General features: G+C 36.1%; 23 protein-coding genes and 2 tRNA genes. 4 read left to right on the forward strand and 21 right to left on the reverse strand.

Annotation, left to right across the window (positions count from 1 at the left end):
* Nucleotides 1-82: 82 nt before the first annotated feature.
* The 10 genes from CGC58_RS03695 to CGC58_RS03740 form a co-directional block, all read right to left on the reverse strand.
* Complete coding sequence (locus CGC58_RS03695) at nt 83-442, reverse strand: hypothetical protein (protein WP_232748860.1); 360 nt, start codon at nt 440-442, stop codon at nt 83-85.
* 4 nt (nt 443-446) lie between these two features.
* Entirely contained in the window at nt 447-1,235 is a 789-nt protein-coding gene (locus tag CGC58_RS03700) for a tetratricopeptide repeat protein (protein ID WP_095895170.1), read from the reverse strand.
* Between the two features lie 119 nt (nt 1,236-1,354).
* On the reverse strand, nt 1,355-1,699 hold the full coding sequence (rplT, locus tag CGC58_RS03705; RefSeq protein WP_095895171.1) for a 50S ribosomal protein L20: 345 nt from the start codon (nt 1,697-1,699) through the stop codon (nt 1,355-1,357).
* A 134-nt stretch (nt 1,700-1,833) separates the two neighbouring features.
* Complete coding sequence (gene rpmI, locus CGC58_RS03710; protein WP_095895172.1) at nt 1,834-2,031, reverse strand: 50S ribosomal protein L35; 198 nt, start codon at nt 2,029-2,031, stop codon at nt 1,834-1,836.
* 76 nt (nt 2,032-2,107) lie between these two features.
* Complete coding sequence (gene infC, locus CGC58_RS03715) at nt 2,108-2,605, reverse strand: translation initiation factor IF-3 (RefSeq protein ID WP_111970133.1); 498 nt, start codon at nt 2,603-2,605, stop codon at nt 2,108-2,110.
* A gap of 131 nt (nt 2,606-2,736) precedes the next feature.
* Nucleotides 2,737-4,677 (reverse strand): threonine--tRNA ligase, encoded by a 1,941-nt coding sequence (thrS, locus tag CGC58_RS03720; protein ID WP_095895174.1) that lies wholly within the window; start codon nt 4,675-4,677, stop codon nt 2,737-2,739.
* 104 nt (nt 4,678-4,781) lie between these two features.
* Nucleotides 4,782-5,525, reverse strand: a complete 744-nt coding sequence (locus tag CGC58_RS03725) for a DUF6048 family protein (RefSeq protein WP_095895175.1) — start codon at nt 5,523-5,525, stop codon at nt 4,782-4,784.
* Complete coding sequence (locus tag CGC58_RS03730) at nt 5,491-6,006, reverse strand: DUF6452 family protein (protein ID WP_095895176.1); 516 nt, start codon at nt 6,004-6,006, stop codon at nt 5,491-5,493. Before CGC58_RS03730 ends, CGC58_RS03725 begins: the two co-directional genes overlap by 35 nt.
* 123 nt (nt 6,007-6,129) lie before the next feature.
* A complete protein-coding gene (locus tag CGC58_RS03735; RefSeq protein WP_095895177.1) occupies nt 6,130-6,732 on the reverse strand; it encodes a 50S ribosomal protein L25/general stress protein Ctc in 603 nt (200 codons plus the stop codon).
* 117 nt (nt 6,733-6,849) lie between these two features.
* A complete protein-coding gene (locus CGC58_RS03740) occupies nt 6,850-7,791 on the reverse strand; it encodes a ribose-phosphate pyrophosphokinase (protein ID WP_095897100.1) in 942 nt (313 codons plus the stop codon).
* 146 nt (nt 7,792-7,937) lie between these two features.
* Here CGC58_RS03740 and CGC58_RS03745 point away from each other — a divergent pair.
* Nucleotides 7,938-8,017 (forward strand) — tRNA-Leu (locus tag CGC58_RS03745).
* Nucleotides 8,018-8,161: 144 nt separating this feature from the next.
* The gene (locus CGC58_RS03750) at nt 8,162-8,758 is read left to right on the forward strand and encodes a lipoprotein signal peptidase (protein ID WP_095895178.1); all 597 of its coding nucleotides are present in this window, start codon (nt 8,162-8,164) and stop codon (nt 8,756-8,758) included.
* A gap of 15 nt (nt 8,759-8,773) precedes the next feature.
* Here CGC58_RS03750 and CGC58_RS03755 read toward each other — a convergent pair whose 3' ends face one another.
* Entirely contained in the window at nt 8,774-9,337 is a 564-nt protein-coding gene (locus tag CGC58_RS03755) for a 5-formyltetrahydrofolate cyclo-ligase (protein WP_095895179.1), read from the reverse strand.
* 7 nt (nt 9,338-9,344) lie between these two features.
* Nucleotides 9,345-10,190 carry a GH25 family lysozyme gene (locus CGC58_RS03760; RefSeq protein ID WP_095895180.1) on the reverse strand — a complete coding sequence of 282 codons (846 nt, stop codon included), beginning with the start codon at nt 10,188-10,190 and terminating at the stop codon, nt 9,345-9,347.
* Between the two features lie 281 nt (nt 10,191-10,471).
* Between CGC58_RS03760 and CGC58_RS03765 the strand changes: the two genes are divergently transcribed.
* Entirely contained in the window at nt 10,472-10,657 is a 186-nt protein-coding gene (locus CGC58_RS03765) for a type II toxin-antitoxin system HicA family toxin (protein ID WP_042001797.1), read from the forward strand.
* 41 nt (nt 10,658-10,698) lie between these two features.
* Nucleotides 10,699-11,100: a type II toxin-antitoxin system HicB family antitoxin gene (locus CGC58_RS12800; RefSeq protein ID WP_198540752.1), complete on the forward strand. Its 402-nt coding sequence runs from the start codon at nt 10,699-10,701 to the stop codon at nt 11,098-11,100.
* A gap of 85 nt (nt 11,101-11,185) precedes the next feature.
* Here CGC58_RS12800 and CGC58_RS03775 read toward each other — a convergent pair whose 3' ends face one another.
* From CGC58_RS03775 to CGC58_RS03815, 9 genes are all read right to left on the reverse strand, one after another.
* The gene (locus tag CGC58_RS03775) at nt 11,186-12,451 is read right to left on the reverse strand and encodes a tyrosine-type recombinase/integrase (RefSeq protein WP_095895181.1); all 1,266 of its coding nucleotides are present in this window, start codon (nt 12,449-12,451) and stop codon (nt 11,186-11,188) included.
* A 46-nt stretch (nt 12,452-12,497) separates the two neighbouring features.
* Nucleotides 12,498-12,571, reverse strand: a tRNA-Met gene (locus tag CGC58_RS03780).
* 118 nt (nt 12,572-12,689) lie between these two features.
* Nucleotides 12,690-13,334, reverse strand: coding sequence for a pyridoxamine 5'-phosphate oxidase (gene pdxH, locus CGC58_RS03785; RefSeq protein WP_095895182.1), 645 nt, complete (start codon nt 13,332-13,334; stop codon nt 12,690-12,692).
* Between the two features lie 12 nt (nt 13,335-13,346).
* Entirely contained in the window at nt 13,347-14,258 is a 912-nt protein-coding gene (locus tag CGC58_RS03790) for a ribonuclease Z (RefSeq protein WP_095895183.1), read from the reverse strand.
* A gap of 5 nt (nt 14,259-14,263) precedes the next feature.
* On the reverse strand, nt 14,264-14,977 hold the full coding sequence (locus tag CGC58_RS03795) for an outer membrane beta-barrel protein (RefSeq protein WP_095895184.1): 714 nt from the start codon (nt 14,975-14,977) through the stop codon (nt 14,264-14,266).
* An 18-nt stretch (nt 14,978-14,995) separates the two neighbouring features.
* Nucleotides 14,996-15,322, reverse strand: a complete 327-nt coding sequence (locus CGC58_RS03800; RefSeq protein ID WP_095895185.1) for a ribonuclease Z — start codon at nt 15,320-15,322, stop codon at nt 14,996-14,998.
* Nucleotides 15,323-15,326: 4 nt separating this feature from the next.
* Nucleotides 15,327-16,256, reverse strand: coding sequence for an aspartate carbamoyltransferase catalytic subunit (locus CGC58_RS03805; protein WP_095895186.1), 930 nt, complete (start codon nt 16,254-16,256; stop codon nt 15,327-15,329).
* Nucleotides 16,257-16,302: 46 nt separating this feature from the next.
* Nucleotides 16,303-16,860, reverse strand: a complete 558-nt coding sequence (pyrR, locus tag CGC58_RS03810) for a bifunctional pyr operon transcriptional regulator/uracil phosphoribosyltransferase PyrR (protein WP_095895187.1) — start codon at nt 16,858-16,860, stop codon at nt 16,303-16,305.
* Between the two features lie 62 nt (nt 16,861-16,922).
* Nucleotides 16,923-19,415: an O-antigen ligase family protein gene (locus CGC58_RS03815; protein WP_095895188.1), complete on the reverse strand. Its 2,493-nt coding sequence runs from the start codon at nt 19,413-19,415 to the stop codon at nt 16,923-16,925.
* Nucleotides 19,416-19,449: the final 34 nt, after the last annotated feature.

Below are 19,449 nucleotides of genomic sequence, written 5' to 3' on the forward strand. Positions count from 1 at the left end.
AATAAAGTAACCTCTCTATGTATTGTACACATAAAGGCACGAAAATTTATGCCGAAATCACGACATAATATTTATCAATTTATTACGAAATCATCTTAGAAGGAGGTCCTCGTGTAGAAATATAAACATCAATATTGGTTGTTTCGTCTTTCCTTGTGAAAAACTCAACAACTATATCTTTATTAGGTATGTTATAAATGAAATACGATTGTATGAAAAACGTGTGAAGTTGATGAAAAATACAATCGTGATGATGTTTATGGAAATGAGAAAAATGTGCTTCGTGATGGCATTCTTTCCCTGTTGCGTGGGCACACATTTCCTCCGCCGAATGATGGCAATGATGTTCGTGGAAGAACTCACCAATCGGAAAAGCTACTTTCAACATACTGAAAAGCAAGCAGAAAGTAAAGAAACTTTTATGTACCTTTCGGAGTTTCAAAATCTTATTTTTCTATATTGCTTAAAACTTCATCTGTGTATTTTTCAGGGATTTGAAAATGGTTCAGCTCCCATTTCACACGTGCAAAAGTTTTATTTTTTAGTTTTGCAACAAATAATTGCTGATATTTTTCAGTAGCCACGTTGTCGTTTTTGTTCTCGTGATATTTTTTCAGGAAGAAATAAATCCAAACACTATTCGAAAAATCCTCCATTGGGTTTTCAGCTGGTTTATCATATTTTTCAGCTGATTGAAAACATTCAACAGCTTCCTTTTCCTTTCCTAAATATAGCAAACACAATGCTTTATACAGATATAGGTTCATTGCTTCTGAATCAGCCTCCCAGTTTTGTTCAAAAAAAGGTTTTAATCCACTATCATAATGTGTGATAGCCGTGGCGTATTCTTTTTTCTTAAAGAAAATAGTTCCGATATGGTTATGTGCCATCGGAATGGGATTCCAAGGGCTTAATTCCAAGTTTTGAAGCACAATTTCCGCCAAGGAAAGGGCTTTGTCAAAGTTCCTAACTTCGGTAAGCACTTTAATATAGTAAGCAAGTGTGATACTTTGAGAATAAGTAGAGCCTTCGCCAAAACTTGCCAAATCAAAAAAAAGCGGTTCGGTCTTTTCTAATCGGGAAAGTACGCGGTTTACTTCCTCAACATCCGATAAATCAATCAATTGTGCTTCGGCTGCAACTTCAACGACTTCGTCACTAAAAGGAACTATAATTTCGTTCTCATCACCAATGTAGGAATCGCATTCCTCTTGATATTTTCTTTTTTTTGCCATTCCGATTCAGAATTTTGGGGAGCAAAGGTACAGAAATATATTCGTTTTGCCAAAATAAAAAATCCCGACAGCGGTTTGTCAGGATTTTTTTCAGCGAAATAATATCTTTTGTTAAACGTTTATTTTACTTTTTCAACGATAGCTTTGAAAGCCTCTGGATGATTCATTGCTAAATCAGCCAAAACTTTTCTGTTAAGTTCAATATTGTTAGCTTTGAGTTTGCCCATAAACTGAGAGTATGACAATCCGTGAAGTCTTGCACCCGCGTTGATACGCACAATCCAAAGTGCACGGAAAGTTCTCTTTTTATTACGGCGGTCTCTGTAAGCGTACTGCATTGCTTTTTCAACAGCATTCTTGGCTACCGTCCAAACGTTTTTTCTGCGACCAAAGAAACCTTTGGCTTGCTTCATTATTTTTTTTCTACGAGCTCTACGAGCTACTGCGTTTACTGATCTTGGCATAAATTTTTAAATTTTTGTAGTAGGTGGTCTGTTACTGTTTTTGACGCTTTTTGAACCCACTCCACGGTTATTAAATTCCCTTTGGGGCTAAAAGCGTTACTGCTTTGAAATACCCCTGCAACAAAGCGTTACGATTATTTTAATCCTAACTGACGTTTGATGCTCGCCTCATCATTGGTGTGAACCAATGTGGTATGTGTTAATTTTAGCTTACGTTTTGTCGATTTTTTTGTCAAAATGTGACTTTTGTAAGCGTGTTTTCTTTTAATTTTTCCTGAGCCTGTAACTTGAAAGCGTTTCTTAGCCCCAGATTTAGTTTTAATTTTTGGCATTTTGCTTCTAATTTTTTGATATTATTTCGTTATTCTATAATTGCTTTCTCTGCAAAAGCGGGTGCAAATATACAAATTATTTCTTTTTAGGCAAGGGAGCAATGAACATTGTCATTCTTTTTCCTTCCAATTTTGGCATTTGTTCCACTTTGCCGAACTCCTCCAAATCGGTAGCTAAGCGTAACAACAAAATTTCTCCTTGGTCTTTATAGATGATAGACCTTCCTTTGAAAAACACATAGGCTTTCACTTTTGAGCCTTCTTTCAAAAATTTTTCGCCGTGCTTTTTCTTAAACTCATAATCGTGCTCATCGGTTTGAGGTCCGAAACGAATCTCCTTGATAACCACTTTAGTAGCTTTTGCTTTAATTTCTTTCTCACGTTTTTTCTGCTCGTAAAGGAATTTTTTATAATCAATCACTTTACAAACAGGAGGCGTTGCATTTGGCGAGATTTCAACCAAATCCAACTCAAGTTCCTCTGCAATTTCCAATGCTTTACGAGTGGGATATATGCCTGTTTCAACATTCTCCCCTACCAAACGAACCTCTGGAACACGAATATCTCTATTAATTCTGTGAGGTTGTTTGTCGTCTCTACCCTGTGTGTTAACTCTCTTATTAATAACTATTTATTTTTTGATTAGTAACTTTTTATTAATCAAAAGCCAAAAATATGAATCTTCTTTTTTGACTTTTCTAATTTCTACTCCTTAAATTTCTTTATACTTTTATCAATCTCTGCTTGTACAATTTTGGCAAAATCGGCAATTGGAAGGCTTCCTAAACTCTCGCCTCCGTGCTTTCTGACAGAAACCGTTCCTTCTTTTTCTTCGTTTTCGCCAACAATCAGCATAAACGGAATTTTTTGCGTTTCTGCCTCGCGGATTTTCTTTCCGATGGTTTCGTTACGATTGTCAATCAGGGTGCGAATTTCGAAATTTTCTAATAATTTCAAAACTTTTTGAGCATAATTTTCATATTTTTCACTCAACGAAAGAATGATAGCCTGATTTGGCATTAACCAAAGTGGGAAATTTCCAGCGGTGTGTTCCAATAAAATCGCTACGAAACGCTCCATACTTCCGAAAGGAGCTCGATGAATCATTACTGGTCTATGCGATTCATTATCAGAACCTTTGTACCACAAATCGAAACGCTCGGGCAGGTTGTAATCCACCTGAATTGTACCGAGTTGCCAACTTCTGCCCAAAGCATCTTTTACCATAAAATCCAATTTAGGTCCGTAAAAGGCTGCTTCTCCGGTTTCTATCACGTAATTCAGTCCTTTTTCTTTTGCGGCATTGATAATTGCCTGTTCGGCTTTTTGCCAATTTTCGTCCGAACCGATATATTTAGCTGGGTTTTCGGGGTCTCGCAACGAAACTTGTGCCGTAAAATTCTCAAAACCAAGCGACCCGAACACGTAAAGCACCAAATCGATTACGTTTTTAAATTCCTCGTCCAACTGCTCGGGCGTACAGAAAATATGGGCATCGTCTTGCGTAAAGCAACGAACACGTGTAAGTCCGTGAAGCTCACCGCTTTGCTCGTATCGATACACCGTTCCAAACTCGGCAAAACGTTTCGGCAAATCACGGTAACTCCAAGGTTTTGAATTGTAAATTTCGCAATGGTGTGGGCAGTTCATCGGTTTCAACAGATATTCCTCACCTTCGTTGGGCGTTGCAATGGGCTGAAAGCTATCTTTTCCGTATTTCTCCCAATGCCCCGAAGTTACGTACAAATCCTTATGCCCGATGTGAGGCGATACAACTTGCTCATAACCAGCTTGTTTTTGTGCTTTTCGTAGGAATTGCTCCAAACGTTCGCGAAGTGCCGCTCCTTTCGGAAGCCAAAGTGGAAGCCCTTGTCCCACTTTATTTGAGAAAGTAAAGAGCTCCAATTCCTTACCTAACTTCCTGTGGTCGCGTTTTTTAGCTTCTTCCAAAAGAGTCAAATATTCGGTTAAATCTTTCTGTTTCGGGAAAGAAATTCCGTAAACGCGTGTGAGTTGTTTGTTTTTTTCATCGCCACGCCAATACGCCCCTGCAATGCTGAGGATTTTCACGGCTTTGACAAAGCCTGTGTTGGGCAAATGTCCGCCACGACAAAGGTCGGTAAACGTGCTGTGGTCGCAGAAAGTGATTGAACCATCTTCCAGATTTTCAATAAGTTCTGTTTTGTATGGATTTTCTTTGTAAAATTCTAACGCTTCCTTTTTGCTTACCGAACGCATTGAAAACAAGTGTTTTCCTTTGGCAATTTCAAGCATTTTTTTCTCTATCTCAGGAATGTCTTTCTCTGAAAAACTATGTTTTCCAAAATCAACATCGTAATAGAATCCGTTATCAATGGCAGGACCTATTGTTAATTTAATATCGGGGTAGGTTTCTTCCAGAGCCTGAGCCAAAATGTGAGCCGACGAGTGCCAGAAAATTTTCTTCCCTTCAATATCGTTCCACGTGTATAAAATTAGACTTCCGTCGGTGGTTAAAGGCGTGGTGGTTTCAATGGTTTTTCCGTCATAACTTGCTGATAATACATTTCTTGCCAACCCTTCACTGATGCTCAAAGCAACCTCGTAAGGTGTTGTTCCTTGTGCAAACTCTTTAACTGAACCGTCTGGTAGTGTAATCTTAATCATATATATATTTTTTGAAACAGCAAATGTATTAAAATTAAATCAATTTTTTGATGTTTTTAGGAAAGAAATTTAGAATACTCCTCTGAAAACTTGAAGAATAAGTTTTATCTATCTTCTACCTCTTCCTTTTTCTTTTCTTTTCTGTACAAAGGAATTAAATAGGACAAACTGTAATTATATGTAGCTCCAAATCTGCTTCCTTCTCTAACGCGATTAAACCCTGGAATCCAATAATTTGGAAAATCACCTTGTGCATTCACAACCAAGAATCCTAAACGAACGCTCGCCCCTGCGAAAAAATTCTTCAAAAGTTCAACTTTCATTCCCAAAACAAGCTCCAGCCAATGTGCAGTTCGCCCATCGTAAACCCTTAACCAATCAGGATTTTTCCCAACAACATTTTCTGTCCAGTATTGATTATCTTTATGAATTGTGTAAGAATTAAGCTCTTGAGAAAAAAGTGAGAAACCATATCTTCCTCCCACATAAATCATATTTTCCATTCCGTACCAATTCCCGTAAGTGTTATAATCAACCCCAAAACGAATGAATTGACCTTTTGTTTTATATGAAAAATAATCCTCTTGGGTGTTTTTTTGCTCCATTCCGAGCTCTGCCCCAATGTAATATTTATAGTTGATACGATAATCTCCCACGAATTCAATTCCAGAATAATCCTTATCAAGAAAAGACCGAATGGGTTTGCTGATATCCATTCCCACTCTCAATCCATAACGCTGTTTATACGAAGGAGTTTCAATCTTATTTTCTTCCGCAACTGATTGAGATAAAACAGATTGAAAAAACAAGAAATTAATGATAAAGATGTATTTGAGCACTTGATTCATTTCTTACATTTGTATTTTTAACATTAACTGATTTTATCCAAGAATCATCAGAAGATTCCACCGAAGCTTTGAGTGTGTTATAAACCACCCTAAACCCGCAAGCCTTGCTAACAAACTCTTCTTCAACGCCATAAGTAAAAGTTACCGTAGCAACATTTCCTGAAGTAATAGTGCTTGACGTCGTATCGTAAACCGCATCGCTAACCATAACAAAAGTCGTACTCAAAGCTTCTATTTTCAAAGGCAGAACAATGGAATCGGTTGTGGCATTTGTCAAAATCAGATTACTGTCCTTTCCATAAACAATCATATTATTTACAGGTTTTACGCTGGAAGCATCATTAACATCGTGAAAACGAACAACTAAACGTGGCGTATTCACAGGACGGTCACACAAATCATCTGATTCACAAGCCCAAAAAACCATCAGCACTAATATGGGCAGAACTACAGGTAATATAAATCGTTTAAAAATTCTCATTTTTCTTATTTTAAGGGGGTAAAGGTAAGAATTAATTAACAAAAAGAAAAAACTTATTAATGCATAAAACAAAAAAGCCGCTCCCCAAAGAGAAACGGCTAAGATTATTAAAATGAAGAAATGTTATTTTTTCTTTTTTGCTCCTTTTTCTGCTTTTGCAGCCTCTTGTGCAGCTTTCATCGCAGCACGTGAGATTCTCACTTGGCAAACAACAGTGTTGTCCGGATGCATAATTTTGTAATCTTCTTGTGATAATTTTGTAACATATAATTTGTTACCCATTTCCATTCCTGAAATATCAACTGTAACAAAATCAGGTAATTTCGCAGGAAGAGCTTTTACTTTTAGCTTGCGGTTAACAATACGCAAGATTCCACCAGCCATAACTCCCGGAGAAGTTCCAGTGATTTTGATTGGCACTTCAATTGTGATTTCTTTATCATCGTGCAATTGGTAAAAATCAACGTGAATGATTTTGTCAGAAACTGGGTCAAACTGAATGTCTTGCAAAATAGCAGAATATGACTTTCCTCCTAATTCAATCGCAGCAGTGTACACGTTTGGAGTGTAAACAATGCTTTTGAAAGCTGCTTCTGGTGCTGAAAAATGCAGAACACTGTCTCCTCCGTATAACACGCAAGGTACCTGTCCAGCATTACGTAAGGCTTTGCTCGCTGCTTTGCCCACGCTTTCTCTTTGAGATCCTTTGATTGTAATTGATTGCATATAAAAATTATTTAATTATTTACTTTTCTAATTTGTAGCCTTCAAACAAAACTACATTCTTTTCTTATTTATAAAAATTTCAAAAAACTAAACTTATAAAACTTCTATAAAGATTTTTTACATTATAAATTTTGAACTTATTGATGTATTCTCGTGTACTCTATGCATAACTTCTGCAAACAAATCTGCACAGCTAAGCACTTTAATTTTTTCAGATTCTCTTTTCAACGGAATGGAATCCGTAACAATAAGCTCTTCCAATTGTGAATTTTCGATACGCTCATAAGCCCCTCCACTTAGGATTGCGTGAGTTGTTACCGCTCTGACACTCAAGGCTCCTCGTTCTTTCATTAACTCGGCTGCTTTTACCAAAGTACCTGCCGTATCAACCATATCGTCAACCAAAACTACATTTCTTCCCTCTACCTCTCCGATTAACTCCATAGTTTCAATCACGTTAGCTTGCTTGCGTTGTTTATAGCAAACTACAACCTCACTGTTCAAGTATTTGGAGTAAGCATAGGCTCTTTTTGAACCTCCCATATCCGGTGAAGCCATACACAATTTCTCAAGACCTAAACTTTGAAGATAAGGCAAGAAAATCGTTGAGGCATACAGATGATCAACCGGACGCTCAAAAAAACCTTGAATCTGGTCAGCGTGCAGATCCATTGTGATAATTCGCGTAGCTCCAGCCGATTCCAAAAGATTTGCTACTAACTTCGCAGCAATTGGCACTCTTGGTTTGTCTTTTCTATCCTGACGAGCCCATCCGAAATAAGGCATCACTGCCGTAATGTGACGTGCCGAAGCTCTTTTTGCGGCATCCAACATCAACAACATTTCCATTAAGTTTTCACAACTCGGATTAGTTGAACCAATAATAAAAACCCTTGCCCCACGCACAGACTCCTCAAAAGAAGGCTGAAACTCTCCATCACTAAAACGCGAAATTTTAACTTCCCCCAAATGAGTTCCGTACTTCTCCGCAATTTTCTTTGCCAACTCAACACTTTGTGTACAAGCAAAAATTTTTGATTCTGGTACTATATATGCCATAATATATTTAAGGTGTATGATTGATTTATCTCCGCTTTGCGGGTGCAAATTTATGAATTAAAAAATAATTTTTTGTATTTTTCTCTACTTTTTTTTGCATATAAAAAAAACTTATGTATCTTTGCACCCGAAATAATGAAGGAGATGCCTGAGTGGCGGAATTGGTAGACGCGCACGACTCAAACTCGTGTTCTTCGGAGTGAGGGTTCGATTCCCTCCTCAGGTACAACAAAGTCCCTTGATAATCAATGATTATTGAGGGATTCTTATTTTATAATTGACTTTCCGAATAAATCCTTTACAAAAAAGATTTTGGGTTTTCATACAAAAGGCATATTTTTGTAACCCGCACAAAAAGCTTAGAAACATTATGAAATTAAAACACGCATTTCTTATCATTTTAGTAATTCTGATTATTGATCAATGGAGTAAAATCTACATCAAAACGAACTTCGTATTGAATGAAAAAGTAGAGGTTTTCAGTTGGTTTCAGATACTATTCATTGAAAATGAAGGAGCTGCGTGGGGAACAAAAATCCCTGGAGAATACGGAAAACTTTTCCTGACACTTTTCAGGATTATTGCCGTTTTCGGAATCGGATATTGGCTTTTTGATTCGGTTAAAAAGAAACAACCTAATATTTTAATCGTTTCGATTGCTTTAATCTTAGCCGGAGCTTTAGGCAATATCATTGATTCTGTTTTTTACGGAGTTATTTTTGACCACAGTTACGGAAATGTAGCAACTCTTTTTTCGGACAATCCTTACGGGACGTTACTTCACGGAAAGGTTGTTGATATGTTTTATTTCCCTCTGATAGACACTCAATTACCCGATTGGTTTCCTTTTTGGGGAGGAGAAAGGTTTCGCTTTTTTGAACCTGTTTTCAATGTAGCAGACTCAGCTATTTCGGTTGCAGTGGGATTATTAATTATATTCCACAAAAAAGCATTTCCTAAAAAATAATCATTTTTTCTTGAATCAGAACTTGAAAATTTCAAGCGGAGTAACACAATAACCCAACGGAAAATCAGACTCAAACACATCTTCAATTTTTTCTTCCGGAGAAAAAAAAGACAAACCTATCTTGAGTGAATTCGAGTGGCATTCACAAAGAAATCGGTCGTAATACCCTCCACCATAGCCTATTCTGTTTCCTTTTCTGTCGTAAGCGAGTAAAGGAACAAAAATCACATCTATTTCTGAAGGAGAAACCTTAAACCCGTTTTGTGGCTCCACTATTCCCCAACTATTTTTCTTCAAAATTGTTTGTTCTGTCAGAAGAAAATGACTTAATGATTTCTCTTCTTTGTTCATTTTTGGCAGAATGACATCTTTATCTTTTCCATAAAGAATATTTAAGATGTATTCCGTATTTACCTCGTGCATTTTCTGTATTGGAAGGAAAATATGATACGTTTTGAAATCCCAAATGGGCATTTTCAGCAATTGATTGGCTATTTGCAGACTTTTTTCATCAAGTTCTGCCTGAGAAATTTCAGACCGCAACTGCATATAATGGTTTCTGAGCTCTTTTTTATTCATTTTGACGCTAAAAGATTAGAATTTCCTTCATTTTTTCCCGATTTCCGTTGTATATATTTAGGTCTATCTTCACTTTTGAACCCGGAGTGATTCCATTCTCAGTAAATTGCCACATTTTCCAAGAATAAAGAGATGTTGGAACGGGAACGTTGTTATAATTTGCTATCCAAAGAGGATATTTTTTGAATTTTCCGTACAAATAATCTTCATAGAAGCTGATATAAGTGTAGATAATCGGTTTTACTCCATATTTTTTTTCAACGATATCCAACCATATTTGAATATCCTCCAAATATTGCTGTTTTGTTTTGTGTTTTGGAAGTTTTTCCACATCCAGAATCGGAAGAAAATCTCCCTTTTCGAGATTTACAACTTTGATGTAAGAATTCGCCTGTAAAACAGGGTCTTCATCGGGACGATAATAATGGTACGCACCACGTATCAATTTGTGTTTTTTTGCTTTTTTCCAAAAATAAGGAAAATTTTTATCGGTTGTGTTGTTCCCCATCGTGGCTCGGAATATTGCAAACTCCAACCGAATTGCTCCTTTGTTCAAATGAAGACTATCCCACACAATATCTTCTTTCTCCTGATAATGAGACAAGTCTATACCAAAAGTTTTATCCTTATGTCTGTTTATTATCTGTTCGATTCGTTGTCTTTCGTATATTGTATTTTTCTTCTTCGAGGATATCTTATTTATAATTTTCTGATAATGTGCAGGATAATGATGCCTAACATATAAAACCCCTCCTATCCCAGCACCAAGCAGTAACAAAAAAAGCAACAGAAAAACATTCCTCAAAGAACTTTTCTTTTTCCGTTGGACAGATATTTTTCTTCGCTTTTTCATTGAGTTTATATTAAAAAATCTTGCTAAGTAAACCTTGCAAATATATGAATAAAAACAAAAAAATGTTTCTTAAATTTACTTTTTTGAATCTAACACAAAAAAAGAAAAGAGACTAAATAATTAGTGAGTAAAGATATGAATAGTTTGAAACAATCTTTTGACGAGATAAAGCTACACGGAATTAAAATGAAATAAAAAAAGAAACAAAAATGTTTCATAATATTTGCAAGAAACAAAAATGTTTCATACATTTGCGGTGTTAATTTAAAGTTCATATAAAAATGAAGGTATCAGAAATGTTACGTCTTTTAAAAGAAGATGGTTGGTTTCTGCATAGAGAAGGCAAAAAACATTCTCTATACAAACACGAGACCAAAACAGGTACTGTGATTTTACCAAGACATCCAGCTACAGAGTTGAAGAAGGGTACAGAGCAGTCTATTCTGAAACAGGCAGGGCTTAAATAAGCCCTGCCCTTTAAATTAGTTAAACTTTGAATTTATCGCTTATGGAAATCAGATTAATTTTAGAGAAATCGGCAACAGGATATTCTGCATATTCTGAAGATTTGAAAGGTGTTGCAACTGCAGGAGACACTATTGAGGAAGTAAAAGAAAACTTCAAAGAAGTACTTGATTTACAAGCAGATTACTTAGAGGAGGAGGGAAATACAACACAAGCTACCGAATTAAGAAATGCAAAGATTGCTTATTACTTGGACTTGAATACATTTTTTGAATACTATTCCTTATTCAATAAAAGTGAATTAGCGAAATATTTAGGAATAAATCCAAGTCATTTAAGGAGATTATCCGGAACAAATATTGAATTATCAGAAAAAAAAGCCTTGCAAATCCAAAATGGATTACATAAGTTGGCAGATGATTTAAAGCAAATATGTTTTGCTTAACTTTTGAACTTTTAAATTAACGACAAAGCCTTGAATCAGTTTTCAAGGCTTTTTTACAACTGCGATGCAATTCGTTAATACAAAACTATTTGAATAGATGACTATAATCTTCAGGAAGTTCAGCATCAATATCACGTAAGTACTGTTGTAAAGCTAAAAGTGTTGAATGTCCAGTGATAAGCATCAACTTATCATAAGTTTCCATTTGCCCATATTGAGTACGGAGTTCTCGATATAACTTTGTAATGAATGTATGCCTGAATGAGTACAATCCATAATCTTTGCCCAGCCCTAATTCATCTTTGATGTCTTTAAATCGTTTACTCCAATAATCTCTCTTGTCAGTTTCATTGGTTGTCCAATAATTTGCCCCTTTTGGAGCAAATAAATAAAAATCAGGGTTCAATCCTCTGAAATGCTGAATTTCTTTCATCAGAATTTCAGGAATGATTTTGGTTTTAACTAATTTATTTTTTGCACGAACATTTAGTGTTGCGTCTGTAAAATCAATATCTTTCACTTGCAAACGACATACTTCAATGGGACGCAAAAAGTTATAGGATACAAACTTTACAAACAAAAGCAAATCCTTATCCTTTTGTTGCATAAGTGCAAAAACTTCATTTTCTTGAGTTTTTGTATAAGTTTTGTTGCGTTCGGGCTTGGCTTGTAACTTTTTAATTTTATCGGTTACATTGTGGGCTATAAGTTCGTTTTCCTCCAACGTTGAGAAAACAGCACTCAATACAGTAAGAGTATTGTTTCGATTTCTCGGGCTGGATTTTATTAGCACATAGTTGAGATAGTCGTTGATGTCTTTTTTGGTAATATCCGCAATGTTAGAGTTGTGCAAACCTCTCGCTTTGAGGTATTTTTTAAACTGCTCTACACGGCTTTTGTATTCCTTGAATGTACTTTCTTTGACAATATTTTTTTTAATTTCAAGCACGTAATCTAATGCGGATGAGCAAGTATATTTGTTTTCTGTATCTTCGCCTTCGTACGGAGAAAATCCGTCTTTCAGCAACTTTTCAACGATGTTTCGCAACCGATGAAAGGCTTTGTAACGTTCGTCAAACTCTTTGTATTCCTGATTAATTTTGTAGTAGATTGATGGCTGTTTTACCATTTTCCCGTCCTTATTTCGGAAATAATAGTAAACATACCATCGTTTGTATTTAGCCATAATTTCCTGCTTTTGCTTATCTGAAAAAGCAGACAAAGGACTTTCCGAAACGATTTTAGGGAATATTTGAGGCTTCTTGTAAGGCTTCATATCGTAAGGTTCAAGCGAACAAAGGTTATACTCGCTTTTATACTCGGCACGGATTAAATGGGTAATATTCAACATAAAAAAATACGCCTAAAAGCGTATTTTTCAAATAGTTATAACCTTGTAGCGAAGACGGGATTTGAACCCGTGACCTTTGGGTTATGAATCCAACGCTCTAACCAACTGAGCTACCTCGCCAATTCATAATCACTCTATCCGAGTTTGCGGGTGCAAAGTTAATATTTTTTTTTAATTCTACCAAATTTTCAAGATACTTTTCTCGTTTTCTTTATGTAAAAATTCGGAAAATACTATCCTAAGGTGCTAAACGCTCTATTTTCCAGTCGTAATCTTCGGTGAGCGTGTATCGGATGCGGTCGTGCAAGCGATTGGGACGTCCTTGCCAAAATTCAATAGACTGTGGTCGGACTAAAAATCCGCCCCAGTGTTTCGGTCGAGGCACTTCATCTGTGTATATTTCTTCCAATTTTTGTAATTCATTTTCCAAAAACTCCCTTGACGGAATAACCTCACTTTGCGGAGAAACCAATGCTCCGAGCTTGCTTCCCAAAGGTCGGGATTCAAAATATCCATCGGAAAGATTTTCTGCCAGCTTTTCAGCTACTCCCTTGATAATCACTTGTCGTTCCATACTTGCCCAAAAAAAAGACAAACAAATATTCGGATTCTGAGCAATCGCTTTGCCCTTTTCACTCAAATAATTGGTATAGAAAATGAATCCTTCGTAAGTGTATTTTTTTAAGAGAACAACTCTCGTTTTTGGAAAACCGTCCAACCCGATGGTAGAAACAGACATTGCGTTAGTTTCCTCAACACCGCCGTTTTCCTCCACTTCATAAAACCAAGTTTGGAACAATTGTATCGGATTATCAGGAACATTTACCTCCAACAATTCCTGCTTTTCGTAACTTTTTCGGTATTTGCTTAAATCTTCTTGCATTGTTATCATTCATTAATTATGAAAAACAAACTTCTTTCCGTCTTCGCTCAAAAGTGTGTTCGGGAAAACCTCTTGTGCCTCATCTAAAAATAATTTTTTATCGGAATACCTTGAGGAATAATGTCCTAAGATGAGAGTTTCCGCATTAGCATTTTTGGCAGTCAATCCCGCTTGAAAAGCTGTGGAATGCATCGTTTTGATTGCCAAATCATTATGTTGTTTTAAAAATGTAGATTCGTGATAAACCACTCTCGCTCCCTGAATTTCCTCAGCAAGCGACTCAAAATACAGTGTATCACTACAATAGGCATAACTTTGTGGAGAAATCGGGTTGAAGCTTAAAATTTCATTCGGAATAATTTCTCCATTCTCCAATTCAATATCCTTTCCGTTTTTTATATTCTGATAATCACATATTTGCACTCCGTAATTTTGAATAGCATCTATATTCAAACGGCGTTCGGTTTGCTTCTCTTGAAATAAAAATCCGTTAGTATAGACACGATGTTTCAAAGGAATGGTTCTTACTTGCACCTTTTCATCGTCCAATAATATCTCGGAAACATCTGATTCCAACTCGTGAAAATGTATGTAAAAAGATGACCACGCTCCGCCCAATTTCAGCAGTAGCAATATGGCTTCCTTGATGCCTTTCGGTCCGTAAATGTGCAATTCGGTTTCCCTGCCCAAAAGCTGAAAAGTAGAAATAAGTCCGGGCAAACCGAAAAAATGGTCGCCGTGCAAATGCGAAATAAAAATATGTTTGATACGTGAAAACTTAACATTAGCATTACGTAGCGCCATTTGCGAGCCTTCCCCACAGTCAATCAAAAATAAGTGTCCCCGCATTTCCAAAACTTGCGAAGACGGACGAGCATTTGCCCGAGGCGTAGCACTATGGCAGCCTAAAATAGTGATTTCCATCAAATTTATTTTCTCCTTAAATCAAATTTATATCCTACTGAAAAAGTAAAACTTGATGTTGAAATTGTTTTTGCTTCACTGGCGTAATTTGTCCAACCATCAAAAGTAAAACGAAATACAAAGGGCTTATAGGTAATTCCTGCACCTAATGTTGGAGAAAATCCGTAACGTTTGTAACCATCATTCCCGAAAGGAATCTCTGTTTCTTCAGAATACGACCTTATACTGAATTTTCGTTTTCCTGACAAAAAGACATCCATATAACCCCCAACCAGAACATTGAAATACAAATCATTATACACTCTAACATTAAATTTTAAATTCAGCGGCGTATAAATTGTATGAATGTTTGTACGGTCGGTATAGGTTCCTCTGATAACTTCGGAATTTGATTCTCTGGCATTCCCCTTAATACTTTCACCTCGTGTAATATAAAACACTCCTGACTCTACATCCAAAAAACGAAAAATCGGAAATTCCACATTTGCTCCGATATGGTAACCTATCTTGTAACTTTTCCCATTTCCATAATCAAGCCTTTCAAAATCAAATTGATAAGTAGGAAATACCCATCTATAATTATAGGTGATACCAGGATAAGTATCCACCTTGCTACTATAAGAGGCTTGATCAACATTTAACCCAAACCGAGGAGTTACACTTTGTGAGAAGACACAAGTAACCATAAAAAAGCTCAACAAACACAGTAACTTTTTCATAAAATAATCTGGTTATATTTAAATACCCAAATCTCGTTGAATTTCTTCCATTTCAATAATGTCGTAAGCCTCTTGCAATGTGGGAGTTACATTTACATCATTGGGAATATTTCCGTACGTAATCTCGTCATTTACAATAACAATCGACTTTTTATTTGTTTTATTGTGAAATTTTGAAATCTCAACAAAAGGTTTTAAATCCTTGTTTTCCAAATCTTTAACCGACAACAAATCCAATATCAAATGGAACGATTTTAAATTTTCATCGTTTTTAAAATTTGAAATGAAATCCGGAAGTTCTGATTTTGAGATTTTTAAAACTTTTATATCCTTTTCCTTAGTCATACTATTATTGATTTATTTTCGAAGCCAACAAATAAATTACCGCCATTCGGATTGCTACTCCATTTTCCACCTGTTGAAGAATCACTGACTGCTCAGAATCAGCCACTTCACTGGTGATTTCCACACCTCTGTTTATAGGTCCAGGGTGCATCACAACAATCTCTTTGGGCAATGAATTCAATATTTCTTTGGTCAGTCCGTATTGCTGAACATACTCACGTGTGGAAGGGAAATAGCTGATATCCAGACGTTCATTTTGTATCCGAAGCATATTGGCTACATCGCACCATTCCAACGCTTTACGCAAATCGGTTTCTACACCAACGCCCAATTCGTGTATGTATTTAGGAATGAGCGTTTTTGGTCCGCAAACCTTTACTTGAGCACCTTGCAATTGCAACGCAAAAATATTGGATAATGCCACTCGTGAATGCAATATATCGCCCACAATCACCACTTTTTTTCCTGCAACATCGCCCAATTTCTCTCGAATAGAATACGAGTCCAATAGGGCTTGCGTAGGATGTTCGTGAGCTCCGTCGCCTGCATTTATGATAGAAGCCTTTACGTGTTTCGACAAAAACACTCCTGCCCCTGGATTAGGATGCCGCATAACCACCATATCCACCTTCATCGCAAGGATATTATTCACCGTATCTATTAGCGTTTCTCCCTTAGCCACAGAGGATTGCGATGCCGAAAAATTTATTATATCAGCAGAAAGACGCTTTTCAGCCAACTCAAATGAAAGCTTGGTTCGGGTACTGTTTTCAAAAAACAAATTCGCGATGGTAATATCACGCAACGAAGGAACTTTTTTTATCGGTCTGTTGATAACCTCCTTAAAATGGTCGGCGGTTTCAAAGATTAATTGTATGTCTTTTTCTGTCAGATATTTAATTCCTAACAGATGATTTACACTTAACTGACTCATATTATTGTATATACTTTTTTAAAAGAAAATAAAACCTTCTTAATCCTTATCCTTTATTCATAATATAAATGGCGTCTTCACCATCGTTTTCTTTCCATTTTACCACGACGCGTTCTTCATTAATCGCATCTACTTGCCTTCCTTTGTAATCGGGCTGAATAGGCAAATGCCGACTGAAACGTCTGTCGATAAGTACCAAAAGTTCTATTTCCGACGGACGCCCAAATGACTGAATCGCTGTCAGTGCCGCACGAATGCTTCTTCCTGTATGAAGCACATCGTCGATAAAAACCACTCGTTTATTTTCAACTATGAAATCAATTTTGGTGGAATTGGCTTCCAAAGGTTTGGTTCCTCTGCGGAAATCATCACGGAAAAAGGTAATGTCCAGCAAACCCAAGGAAATATTTTTGATTTTGTATTTCTCCTCAAGTAATGCAACCAAACGTTTCGCTAAAAAAGCTCCTCTTGGCTGTATTCCAACAAAAGCTGTATTTGAAAAATCTCCGTGATTTTCAATTAGTTCACACGCCAAACGATGTAAAATTACATTCATTTCAGTATCTGAAAGTAATTGCTTTTTGTATTTATTCTCTGTACTCATCATTCATTTTTTATTGAAACAACAAATTTGTTATTTCTTCCATTCTTTATTTTTCCTAACTGTTAAAAAGTCAAATTTTGTAAGTTCTTTTGTGCATCTGCATTGCCTTCATTTGCAGCCTTTTGGAAAAACTCCTTTGCTTTCGCTTTATTTCCCAACATATAATAGCAAGATGCTCGGAAGTTATTTATCAAAGCATTCACCGGCGTTCCTAATTCTTCCATTCGGGCAAAATCCTTGATGGCATTTTCGTACTGTTGAGTGTAATAATAACTAATTCCTCTTAGCCTAAGTGCCTCAATATGTGCGGGAACCTTCTCCAAAAAGTTTGTAAATTCAGTAATTGCTCCTGTATAATTTTTCTGTTGGTATAACTGAGCAGCGTTATTAAAAAGTGGTGCAAATTCCTGAATATGAATCCTTGAGGTAATCTTACTACGATTATCTGCAATTGTTTTATCGTTAGGCAAATATACGAAAGCTGTATCTAATGTTGCCTTTGCATCTTCTATTAAATTATTTTTTTCCTGCAAATACGCCAACGCATTCCAAGCCTGAGCTTCCAAACGTTTGGCTTTTTCTCCGTCTCTGTCAACATCAACGTGCAACTTTTCTTTTAATATTTGCTTCCATTTGGGTTGTTCTTCAGAAGATTTTTTCAGATTTAGAAACTCCTTCCATAGTTCAATGGATTCCTTTTCTCTTCCCATATTGTTCAAAGCATAAGTCTCTAAATTTGTGTTTCCGAAGAAGTTAGGTTTTATCATTCTCGCCTGGTGTGCATATTTATAGATACTGTCAATTTTTTTGTTTTCCTCCATAAAATATGACACTGCAATAAAATACTCCCGACGCCCGTCCCAAGGATGATAATCTATAGAAGAAAGAACCTCGCGTGCCTGTTCAAATTTTTTTTCATCAATCAAATAACGAGCTTTTTCAACATCCACTGGTTCGGCAACAGCTGTCAAATTTGGTATTTTAGGATAATTCTGAACCAAATATGTTGATGGCGATTTTACTTTCCTGATTCCTTGTTGCTCTTCCTTTACCATTCGTTGGATTTTTGAAGAATCAAAGTACATTTTTTCAACCAAAACATTTGCCAGATTCGCCCCAACTGCCACGACAGCCACGAATCCAACAACTGGCAAACTAACTTTTCTGAATTCCCTAACCTCACTTTTTCTGAAATAAATAACAGCGAAAGCAACTCCCAAACCTACATATATCGCAAAAAGTGACTGTATTTCGGGTCGGTCTTGCGGGAAATTGAAAAAGGCATCAAACGAATATGAAAATAGTCCAAGAAGTGGCAAAAATAGCCATTTTTCTTGTCCTTCGTCTTTATTTTTGTAAGTCGCCCGAAGAAAGTAGTATGCCATCAACAAAAATATGCTCAAAAAGGCTAACCCTGAAATAATTCCAGTTTCAGACGTAAGTTCAAGAAAGTCATTATGAACCTTATACATATAAATATAATGTGGGCTATGTGAATTTTCATATTCCAGATATCTCACCTTCCAATTCCCGATTCCAACGCCCAAAAGCGGGTCATTAGGAATCATCTCGGTAATTGTTGTTGTCCAAGCTGTTTTCCTGAGATTGTTACTTATGTTTCCTTCATCTCCGATTGTTGCCAAACGAGCCGTAAAACTTGTATTTTCCCGAACTGCCTTCGGATACATCACTCCCTGAACAAACGAAAACACTCCAAAAGCAATAGCTACAAAAAGAGCGTGCATCCCAACATTAATTGCCGTTTGTTTTTTCTTCAATAAAAAATAATTTATTAAGGCGTAAATTACTAAAACAAAAAGAATTACAAACGTAGCTATGTAAAAAGCACGTGTACTCATAAAAAATATTGAAAGCGTGCCAATTACAACTCCAACTCCTCCGAAAATTCGCAAAGCATTCTTCTTGAAATAAAATAGCCAAACAGCAAACGGAATTTTGATAAACATAGCCGAAGCAAGTATGTTTTTATTTGAATATGAGGATTTTATATCACCATCAGTTCCCGTTCCTTTGATTATTTTTGATACACCTTCAAAAGTTTTTAATGAATCGTAGAAAAGCAAAATTGTCATTGCAATCGCCAATGAAGTAACCGCTTTAGGATTGTAAATCACTAATGCAGAAACCATCCACGCAGCCGAAAAAGCCGTAAAAACTTTGAAAAAATGCAAAATTGCTTCTTCTACATTAATTACTTTAGTAAAAGATAGTATTGAAAATAAAATAATTACACCATACGCAATTCCTATTTTATTGGTAAAAAATCCGAAAAGCATTTGAGATTTTTCTCTAAAATCTTTAATAGAAGACACCAACGCTACTACAATCAAATTCAGAATAGCAAATGTATAGAATTTAGGAGCATTGGAATCAAATGCTAACCAATTGGGAGTAAGCACTGTAACATATCCGTAAGCTATTAACAGAATACTTACCAACAAATTCATAGAGGCATTCTCTTTTGGAGATTGAACACTTGAAACGGTTGCTTTACTCTCCTTTTCAGCGTTGTTTTTTCTATTTTTTGATTTCATACTTCTCTATTAAAAGTTCGTAATTCCAACAAAA

Origin of the sequence: Capnocytophaga stomatis (assembly GCF_002302635.1) — a bacterium.
In the GTDB taxonomy this organism is placed as follows: Bacteria; Bacteroidota; Bacteroidia; order Flavobacteriales; family Flavobacteriaceae; genus Capnocytophaga; species Capnocytophaga stomatis.

What these genes read in the sequence shown, in the direction of transcription:
- thrS (WP_095895174.1), bottom strand. Translation starts at nt 4,677, where the DNA reads ATGATTAAGATTACACTACCAGACGGTTCAGTTAAAGAGTTTGCACAA.
- rpmI (WP_095895172.1), bottom strand. Translation starts at nt 2,031, where the DNA reads ATGCCAAAAATTAAAACTAAATCTGGGGCTAAGAAACGCTTTCAAGTT.
- CGC58_RS03760 (WP_095895180.1), bottom strand. Translation starts at nt 10,190, where the DNA reads ATGAAAAAGCGAAGAAAAATATCTGTCCAACGGAAAAAGAAAAGTTCT.
- CGC58_RS03800 (WP_095895185.1), bottom strand. Translation starts at nt 15,322, where the DNA reads ATGACTAAGGAAAAGGATATAAAAGTTTTAAAAATCTCAAAATCAGAA.
- pdxH (WP_095895182.1), bottom strand. Translation starts at nt 13,334, where the DNA reads ATGCAAGAAGATTTAAGCAAATACCGAAAAAGTTACGAAAAGCAGGAA.
- CGC58_RS03750 (WP_095895178.1), top strand. Translation starts at nt 8,162, where the DNA reads ATGAAATTAAAACACGCATTTCTTATCATTTTAGTAATTCTGATTATT.
- CGC58_RS03795 (WP_095895184.1), bottom strand. Translation starts at nt 14,977, where the DNA reads ATGAAAAAGTTACTGTGTTTGTTGAGCTTTTTTATGGTTACTTGTGTC.
- CGC58_RS03725 (WP_095895175.1), bottom strand. Translation starts at nt 5,525, where the DNA reads ATGAATCAAGTGCTCAAATACATCTTTATCATTAATTTCTTGTTTTTT.
- CGC58_RS03805 (WP_095895186.1), bottom strand. Translation starts at nt 16,256, where the DNA reads ATGAGTCAGTTAAGTGTAAATCATCTGTTAGGAATTAAATATCTGACA.
- CGC58_RS03815 (WP_095895188.1), bottom strand. Translation starts at nt 19,415, where the DNA reads ATGAAATCAAAAAATAGAAAAAACAACGCTGAAAAGGAGAGTAAAGCA.
- CGC58_RS12800 (WP_198540752.1), top strand. Translation starts at nt 10,699, where the DNA reads ATGGAAATCAGATTAATTTTAGAGAAATCGGCAACAGGATATTCTGCA.
- CGC58_RS03755 (WP_095895179.1), bottom strand. Translation starts at nt 9,337, where the DNA reads ATGAATAAAAAAGAGCTCAGAAACCATTATATGCAGTTGCGGTCTGAA.
- CGC58_RS03790 (WP_095895183.1), bottom strand. Translation starts at nt 14,258, where the DNA reads ATGGAAATCACTATTTTAGGCTGCCATAGTGCTACGCCTCGGGCAAAT.
- CGC58_RS03730 (WP_095895176.1), bottom strand. Translation starts at nt 6,006, where the DNA reads ATGAGAATTTTTAAACGATTTATATTACCTGTAGTTCTGCCCATATTA.
- pyrR (WP_095895187.1), bottom strand. Translation starts at nt 16,860, where the DNA reads ATGAGTACAGAGAATAAATACAAAAAGCAATTACTTTCAGATACTGAA.
- CGC58_RS03765 (WP_042001797.1), top strand. Translation starts at nt 10,472, where the DNA reads ATGAAGGTATCAGAAATGTTACGTCTTTTAAAAGAAGATGGTTGGTTT.
- CGC58_RS03775 (WP_095895181.1), bottom strand. Translation starts at nt 12,451, where the DNA reads ATGTTGAATATTACCCATTTAATCCGTGCCGAGTATAAAAGCGAGTAT.
- CGC58_RS03740 (WP_095897100.1), bottom strand. Translation starts at nt 7,791, where the DNA reads ATGGCATATATAGTACCAGAATCAAAAATTTTTGCTTGTACACAAAGT.
- rplT (WP_095895171.1), bottom strand. Translation starts at nt 1,699, where the DNA reads ATGCCAAGATCAGTAAACGCAGTAGCTCGTAGAGCTCGTAGAAAAAAA.
- CGC58_RS03735 (WP_095895177.1), bottom strand. Translation starts at nt 6,732, where the DNA reads ATGCAATCAATTACAATCAAAGGATCTCAAAGAGAAAGCGTGGGCAAA.
- CGC58_RS03700 (WP_095895170.1), bottom strand. Translation starts at nt 1,235, where the DNA reads ATGGCAAAAAAAAGAAAATATCAAGAGGAATGCGATTCCTACATTGGT.